The following is a 7,176-nucleotide window of genomic DNA, read 5'->3' on the forward strand; positions in this document are numbered from 1 at the left end:
CCTTCCTTGTCTCCCTCGCATCCCCCTCGCCCGCCTTGCTCTCACCGCCCGCCTTGCTCTCACCGCCCGCCTTGCTCCCTCCGCCCGCCTTGTTCGCCTCGCCAGCCGTACCCAGCTCACCTGCAGCGCCCAGCTCACCTGCCGCGCCCAGCGCGGCGAGCAGCCGTTCCAGGGCGGCGGCGTGGTCGCGCACGGGGACGACGAGCGTGACGTCGGACAGGCGCAGCCGGGGACGTTCGTAGACCGGGTGGGCGATTCCGGCCGCCACCAGCCGGTCCGCCAGCCGCCGCCGCGCCGGATCGGGCCCGACCGGCTGCCCGCGCATCCACTCCCCGACCAGCCGGGCGCCGGCGGCGGGCAGCCGCAGGACCCGCAGCGGGGAACCGCCGAGCAGCACCTGCCCGTCGGCCCACCGGCGCGTACCGGGGTCGAAGACCAGCCGCAGGACACCGTCCGCCGGGCTTCCCGAGCCCGCGCGGCCCTCGTCCCGGGTGCCGCCGGCTCCCGCCGCGGGAGTGCCCGGGCGCTGGGAGCCCGCGGCGTCCAAGGCGTCGTCCGCGCGCTTCGTGGGTCTCCCGGAGTCCGCGGGATTCCTGGGGCTCGCGGGATTTCCGGCGTTCGTCACAGCGGTGTCCGCGTCGCGGGAGCCCGCCGCGGGCCCACGGTGCCTGTCACGCGGTGAAGCCGCCGTCGGCGTGCACCACGGTGCCGGTGATCGCGGACGAGCCCTCGCCGCACAGCCAGCACACGGTGGCGGCGACCTCCTCCGGCCGCAGCAGGCGGTCGAGGAGCTGGTATCCGGCGAACCCGTCGACGTCCGGCAGGTCGTAGAGGGCGGCGGTCGCGTCCAGCATGGCCGTGCGGGTGGAGCCCGGGGACACCGCGGTGGCCGTGACACCGGTGCCCCGCAGATCGGTCGCGAGCCCGCGCACCAGCCCCACGACGGCGTGCTTCGCCGCGTTGTAGGCGGCCAGATGCCACAGGCCGCGGTGGGCTGCCGCCGACGCCAGCGCCACGAACCGGCCGGAGCGCGGCGGCGCGGCGCGCAGCAGGGCGGGCACGGCCGCGCGGGCGAGGTTGAGCACCCCGCGCACCCCGACCTCGAACAGGACGTCCCACTCGGCGTCCGTGGTCTCCCACAGCGGCCGGCCGCCGGCCATCACCGCGGCGGCGGCCACCGCGGCGTGCACTCCCCCGAACTCGCGCTCGGCCAGCTCGACAGCCTCGGCCAGGGCCGGTGCCTCGCGCACGTCGGCCACCACGTCGCGGACCCGGCCGGGCCAGCGCTGGGCGAGCGCGCGCAGCTCCTCGGGCGTCCCCAGCGGGTAGGCGACGCCGGGCAGGTCGGCGCACACGTCCACCGCGACGACCCGCCACCCCTGCGCGGCCAGCTGGCCCACCACGGCCGCGCCGATGCCGCGGGCCGCCCCCGTCACCACCGCCACCCGGCCGCTGCCCGCCCACGGGCCCGCCGCCGTCTGCCCGGACGCCGTCCGCGCGGTGCCCGCCGCTGCCCCGCCTGCCGTATCCGACGTCGCCGAGCCTGCCGCTGCCCCCTCGGCCCCCGTGTCCGTGGCCGCCGTCGCCGGCCGGGTCACCGGCCTTCCCACCGCCAGCCTTCCCACCGCCGGCCTTCCCACCGCCGGCCTTCCCACCGCCGGCCTTCCCACCGCCGGCCTTCCCACCGCCGGCCTTCCCACCGCCGGCCTTCCCACCGCCGGCCTTCCCACCGCCGGCGGTCGTGCCCGCGGCGGGCAGCCGGTCGGCCACGGCCCGCGTCCGGCGGCTTCCGGCCATGCTCCGGACGTGGGCTGCCCGCCGAGCGCGCCCGGCCACGCGCCGGCCCCGGGCCCGGGCCCGCCACGCGCGTCCGGCACGACCTGGCCATCCGGTGCGGCATGGAATGCTCCCGTCCGACAACATGAGTCGCTGTGACCGCAGGCACGCATAATATTGGCACCCAATGCCACCCGGAAGAGGCGATGCGGAACCAGCGCGGAAAGCGCGTACCCGGCGCGGCCGGCACGGCTGGCGCGCCCGCCGTGCCCGGCGCGGCAGGCGGCCGGGGTGGCCGCAGCCCGGTCACCAGCCGGGTCGAGCTGGAGCACCTGGCGTTCGAGCTCTTCGCCGAACGCGGCTTCGAGCGGACGACCGTCGACGACATCGCCCGTGCCGCCGGCATCGGGCGGCGGACGTTCTTCCGCTACTTCCCGTCCAAGAACGACGTCGCCTGGGGCGCCTTCGACGAGGAGCTGGCCCGGCTGCGCGCGGACCTGCGCACCTACCCGCCCGACGTCCCGCTGATGGACGCCGTCCGCCAGGCACTGATCGAGTTCAACCGGGTCGAGCCCGCCGAGATCCCCTGGCACCGCCGGCGGATGCAGCTCATCCTGCGCACCCCGGCCCTCCAGGCGCACTCGGCCCTGCGCTACGTAGCGTGGCGGCAGGTCCTCGCCGAGTTCATCGGCAACCGCATCGGCCAGGACCAGCACGCCCTGGCCCCGCAGGCGATCGCGTACGCCACCCTGGGCGTGGCGATCGCCGCCTACGAACAATGGCTGCGCCACGAGGACCTGGAACTCACGGAACTGCTGGACGCCGCCATGCGGGAGCTGGCCGCCGGCTTCGCCGGTACCGTCGAAGGCCCTCCGGCCGTCCGCGAGGCCAGCCGGACCGGAAGAGCATAGTCACGTCCTTTCCGCGCCGGCGGAGGCCCAGGCCCCGGATCATCGGGCACGGCCGGTAACCGTCCGGCCTGTCCCGGATGGCCGAGGGCATCGCGAGCATGTTTTTCTCCCGCCCGGGATCCCGGGAAGCCGATCCGGGAGGCCCAGGTGACCCAGCTCACCGGCCCGCCCCCGCGGGTGGGCCGGAGCGGGGCCGGACGCAGGGGGCGGGATAATACTTTCGGGTGGCCGGATCGAATCATGCGGGTGGAGGTGCGGTGGCGGTCCTGTCCGGTCACATGTCCGGTCATGTCGTCGTCTGCGGGCTGACCAATCTGGGCTACCGGATCGCCGAACAGCTGCACGTGGCCGGGGTGCCGGTGGTCGTCATCGAGGGACGGGGTGCCACCGCCCTGCGCCGTCGCCTCCAACGCTGGGGGGTGCCGGTCCTGGCCGACTCCACGCACACCGGCGAGGCGCTGCTGCAGGCGTCGGTCAGGGACGCGGCCGCACTGATCGCCTGCCACGACACCGACCTGGACAATCTTGAGACGGCCCTGGTCGCCACCGAGATCGCGCCCGAGGTGCGCCTGGTCGTCCGGGTCGCCAACACCCAGCTCGGCGAGCAGCTCTCCGCGGCCCTGCCCACCACCCGGGTGCTGAACCTGGCGGAGAAGGCCGGCCACAGCTTCGTCGAGGCATGCATCAGATCCGACGTCCGGCACGCCTTCCGTCTCGGGAGCGAGGTCTTCGCCGTGGTGGACGTCCCGGTCAGCTCGTCCGGAGCGTTCCGGCAGATCTTCGGCAACCTGACGCCGGTGGCGCTGCGCAGGTCAGGGGAACGACTGGCCGAGGTGTGCCCGAGCCGTGACGCTCCGGTCGCCGTCGGCGACCATCTCGCCCTGCTCGGGAGGCTGGAGGACTTCGCCGACAACGGGGTGCGGGTGGTCAGCGCCGACGACGCCAACACGCTGGCGGACCTGTCGGTGCGTCGCGCCGGCCCGCTGACGGGCCGCGACAGGCGTCGCCGCCCGTGTGCTTGGATCCGGGATGTCGCCGTGACCACGGCCGCCGAGTTCGACCGCCCGTTCCGGATCGCCTTCGGCGCCGTGCTGAGCATCATGCTGGTCGGCACGCTGGTGCTCTCCCTGACCTACGCCGACAACGACCCCACCGCGCCCGCCGACTTCGGCCCCCTCGACGCCCTCTACCTGACCGTGGCCACCATGGTCACCGTCGGCTACGGCGACTTCAACTTCGGCGTCGCGAAGGACTGGCTACAGGCGTTCGGCATCGCCCTGATCCTGGTCGGAGCGCTGTCCATCGCGGTCGTGTACGCGTTCATCACCAATGTGATCATCAGCCGCCGGCTGGAACGGGCGATCGGCCGGGGACGCGCCACCACCGCGCGTGGTCACGTCATCGTCTGCGGGCTCGGTTCGGTCGGGCTCGCGACCGTGGAGGGCCTGCTGGCCGCCGGGCGGGACGTGGTGGTCGTCGAACGGGACGAGAACAACCGCTTCCTCTCTGCCGTCCGAGATCTCAAGGTGCCGGTGGTGTTCGGTGACGCCAGAGTCCGCGCGACCCTGATGGAGGCCGGCCTCGCCCGGGCGACCACGCTGGCCGCGCTGACCAGCGACGACGTGGCGAACCTGGAGACCGTCCTGTCCGCCCGGGAGGCGTTCGACGACTTTCATTCCGAGCGGGGACGCCGCGGCCGCCGGTGGCGGCCACGGCCGTCCGTCCCGGCCGGAACCGGCGGGCCAGGAAACGGATCCGCCGCTCCCGGAACCAGCGGATCCGGGAGCGATGCCGGTAATGGGGGTGAGCCGGGGCTACGGGTGGTGCTGCGCATCTTCGACACCACGCTCGCGGACGAGACCGAGCGCAGGTTCGCCATCCACACCGCCCGCAGCGCGTCCGCCCTGGCCACACCGTGGTTCGTCGGCGCCGCCCTCGACTACGAAGTCGTCAGCACCTTCTACATCGACCGCGCGCCGTTCCTCGTCGCCCGGATCACCGTGGCCGCCGGCGGTGGCCTGGACGGCCCGACCCTGCGGGAGCTGTCGACCGGTACCCGGACGCTCGCGGTCGCCACCTCCTCGGAGCGCGACGGCACGGCCGACCGCTCCCCGAACTACCGGCCGACCCGCCACACCCGGCTGCGCCCCGGTGACGAGGTGCTCGTGGTCGGCCCCACCGCCCAGATCATCGACACGGTCAGCAGAAACCAGGTGCCCCGCGTCCGCTCATGACGGCAGCACCTGCGACGAACCCGGCAGAGGTCCGGCCGGGGGGTGTCCGTCATGGCGGCGGGGCGGGGAAGCTTCCGTTGCGCGTCAGCCGGAGGGCGGCCTGCGGGGTGAGCCTGCCGTCGACGCGCCGGACCTGCCAGGTGCCGGACGTGACGCCCAGGTCGGTGCCCCACACCCCGTCGAGACGGACCGTGGCGCCGTCCCGGATGAGCTGGAAGCGCACCCAGCCGGAGCGGGCCGGCGGAGCGCCGAGCGCCCCCTCCGCCCAGCGGCCGTCGATCACGTCGCCGCGCAGTGTGCCGGCCACCCGGCCGTCGTCGAGATCATAGATCATTTTGAAGCTCGTGCCGTCCACCGCCACGTAGTGGTCGCGCTCTCCGTTGCCCCAGGTCCCGATCCAGTGGCCGCCGAGGGGGCTGGCGGCAGGGCCCGGCGGCCCACCTGGCGCGGTGTCCACCGGATTCGCGGGGCTCGCCGCCTTCGCGCTGCCCGCCGTGCCCGCCGCGGCCGGACCGGAGCCGGCGGAATCGCTCGGGCCGGAGCTGGCCAGGAACACTCCCACGCCGATGGCCAGCGCAAGCGCGACGGCCCCGGCGAGCGCGACGAGCACGGCCGGCCGGCGGCGTACACCCGCCGCTGCCGACGCCGCTGCCGACGCCGGTACGGGCGCGGGCGGCGGCGCCTGCGGATACGCCGGTGCCGCCGCCGGCGCGGGCAGGTGTGCCGGCGGCGCGGGTGGATGCGTGGGCCATGGCGCGGCGGGCGGCGGCGCGGGCGCGGCGGCCGGACGCCGGGGATGGACGGGCAGGCCGCCACCCGGCACGCCCAGCAGCTGCAGGAGCTGCCCCACGGTGGGCCGTGCGGCCGGGTCCTTGCGCAGGGCCGCGGACACGGCCTCGCGCAGGGGCGGGTCCAGCGGTGCCACGTCCGGCTCGCCGTGCACCACCCGGTAGGCGATCATGTGCGGCGGGCCGTTGCCGAACGGGGCGCGGCCGCTGGCCGCGAAGGCCATCACCCCGCCCCAGGCGAACACGTCCGAGGCCGCCGTCACGCCGTGGCCCATGTGCTGTTCGGGCGGCATGTAGCTGCCGGTTCCCAGCACCACGCCGGTCGCCGTCAGCCCGGCGGACGTCTCCAGCGACCGGGCGATCCCGAAGTCGATCACCCGGGGGCCCATCCGGGACAGCAGGACGTTGCCCGGCTTGAGGTCGCGGTGGACGAGCCCCGCCCCGTGGATCGCGGACAGCGCGGTGGCCATCGCGACCGCGAGCTGGTCGAGCTCGGCCTTGCGCAGCGGGCCGCCGGAGCGGACCGCCTCGGTCAGCGTGGGGCCGTCGATGTACTCGGTCACCAGATACGGCGGCTGCGCGGTGACGTCGACGTCGAGCACCTCTGCGGTGCAGAACCGGGGCACCCGGCGGGCATGCTCGCCCTCCTGGCGGAAGCGGAGCAGGAACTCCTCGTCCTGGGCGTAACGGGAGGCCACGACCTTCACCGCGACCAGCCGCCCGTCCGGCGCCTGCCCGAGATGGACCACTCCCATGCCGCCCTCGCCCAGACGCCCCAGCAGCCGGTAGCCACCGATGTACCGCGGGTCCCCCGGCACCGGCCGCACCCCGGCCGGTAACCGCGGCGGGGCCGCTCCGTCCCCATATGGAGCTCCGTCCGCATGCGGGGCGCCGTCCGCATGGGGGGCTCCACGCCGGTGGGGTGCTCCATCCGCGTACGGGACGCTGAGCTCCTCCCCTCGACCGTTCACGAGCCAGGCTCCTCGTCCCCACCGCAACCGCTCACCACGGCATCGTCCCACCCAGAACGACGATCTTTATCCCGCGCCCGCCACCCGCGGTCGACCGCCCTGCCACCCTCCCGAACGCATCAGCCTGCCTGTAGGTAGAAACCGCTACTACAACAACGGTCTCCACCTACGGATGCGGAAGCTGTAGGTGGAAAGCGGCGCCGCAACGACGGTTTTCACCTACGCCTTCGGCTCTGACGGTGCTGTGGCCGCCGGCCGCATCCATCAGGTGGCCTCGGCTCGGCTCCGGCTCCCTGAAAGGTGCGTCAGGCCGGCCGGGAACGGGGAGCGCCAGAAAGTCCTGATCCCTGTTCCCGAGATGGAGGTCGCGACCTGCGGAAACGCCTGACCACTGCAGCCCGTTACACCGCTGCCCGTTACACCGCCGCCCGTTATGCCGCCGCCCGGACAGTCCCGGGGAACGCGGCCGGACCGCTGGTCAGGCGTGGGCGCGGGG

At 74.7% G+C, this 7,176-nt stretch carries 4 protein-coding genes and 1 pseudogene; 2 read left to right on the forward strand and 3 right to left on the reverse strand.

The features are described 5' to 3' along the window. Positions 1–625, reverse strand: a pseudogene (locus AC5LUJ_RS22235) (hypothetical protein); the annotation flags it as partial. Between the two features lie 46 nt (positions 626–671). Next, a complete protein-coding gene (locus AC5LUJ_RS22240) occupies positions 672–1,598 on the reverse strand; it encodes a mycofactocin-coupled SDR family oxidoreductase (protein ID WP_493465671.1) in 927 nt (308 codons plus the stop codon). A 333-nt stretch (positions 1,599–1,931) separates the two neighbouring features. On the opposite strand from AC5LUJ_RS22240, the gene mftR reads away from it, so the two are divergent. Then, entirely contained in the window at positions 1,932–2,687 is a 756-nt protein-coding gene (gene mftR / locus AC5LUJ_RS22245) for a mycofactocin system transcriptional regulator MftR (protein WP_493465672.1), read from the forward strand. A 257-nt stretch (positions 2,688–2,944) separates the two neighbouring features. Further along, a complete protein-coding gene (locus tag AC5LUJ_RS22250) occupies positions 2,945–4,921 on the forward strand; it encodes a potassium channel family protein (RefSeq protein ID WP_445548421.1) in 1,977 nt (658 codons plus the stop codon). A 49-nt stretch (positions 4,922–4,970) separates the two neighbouring features. Here the strand turns inward: AC5LUJ_RS22250 and AC5LUJ_RS22255 are convergent, their stop codons facing one another. Next, complete coding sequence (locus tag AC5LUJ_RS22255) at positions 4,971–6,527, reverse strand: serine/threonine-protein kinase (RefSeq protein WP_493465673.1); 1,557 nt, start codon at positions 6,525–6,527, stop codon at positions 4,971–4,973. Positions 6,528–7,176 lie beyond the last annotated feature (649 nt).

Source organism: Protofrankia sp. CiP1_Cm_nod3, assembly GCF_982290655.1.